Source organism: Hoylesella buccalis ATCC 35310 (assembly GCF_000177075.1).
Taxonomy (GTDB): domain Bacteria; phylum Bacteroidota; class Bacteroidia; order Bacteroidales; family Bacteroidaceae; genus Prevotella; species Prevotella buccalis.
Window position 1 is genome coordinate 1 of record NZ_ADEG01000010.1, and the last position, 673, is coordinate 673.

Sequence of the window (673 nt, forward strand, 5' to 3'; positions counted from 1 at the left end):
GATCGCTGGGAAACTTTGAACTTTGAGATTTGAACTTTACTACTAGTGAAATTCATTGTTCCTCAAAGACCATTCCCGTGAGTGGAGAATAACGGATTCGAACCGTTGACCCCCTGCTTGCAAAGCAGGTGATCTAGCCAGCTGAGCTAATCCCCCAGATTTTTAATTCATAATTGTTAATTCATAATTCATAATTATTAATAAATCAACAATTGATTGAATTGTTTTTTCAGAGGCAGAAGTTAATCCATGTCAAGTCATGTCATTCTAACTAACTATTATAATTAGTTTAATTATGAATTATGAATTGAGAATTATGAATTAAAGACTGTAGTCCCAGGCAGACTTGAACTGCCGACCTCCACATTATCAGTGTGGCGCTCTAACCAACTGAGCTATAGGACTGTGGTTCCCGGTGTTCATTCAAGTCGCAGGGCCGCGTACTCTTCTTCGCCCGGCTTCCTTTTTCTCTCTTATATAAAAAAAAACAGATGTAGCAGTACAAGAAATACCTTGGGCCACCGTGTGGTAACTCCAGGCAGGTTTCTTACAAACCTTGATAAGAAATATCACCTTATAAATCCTTCGTGCAATCCCTCAACCTCTTAAGTTTAGTTGACTTAATCATAAATTATGAATTATGAATTCTTAATTATGAATTATGAATCGCACT

The 673-nt window shown here is 37.3% G+C and carries 2 tRNA genes; both read right to left on the bottom strand.

Annotation, left to right across the window (positions count from 1 at the left end):
- Window positions 1-82 precede the first annotated feature (82 nt).
- Window positions 83-156: transfer RNA gene (locus tag HMPREF0650_RS00710), tRNA-Ala, on the bottom strand.
- A 175-nt stretch (window positions 157-331) separates the two neighbouring features.
- A tRNA-Ile gene (locus tag HMPREF0650_RS00715) sits at window positions 332-405 on the bottom strand.
- Window positions 406-673: the final 268 nt, after the last annotated feature.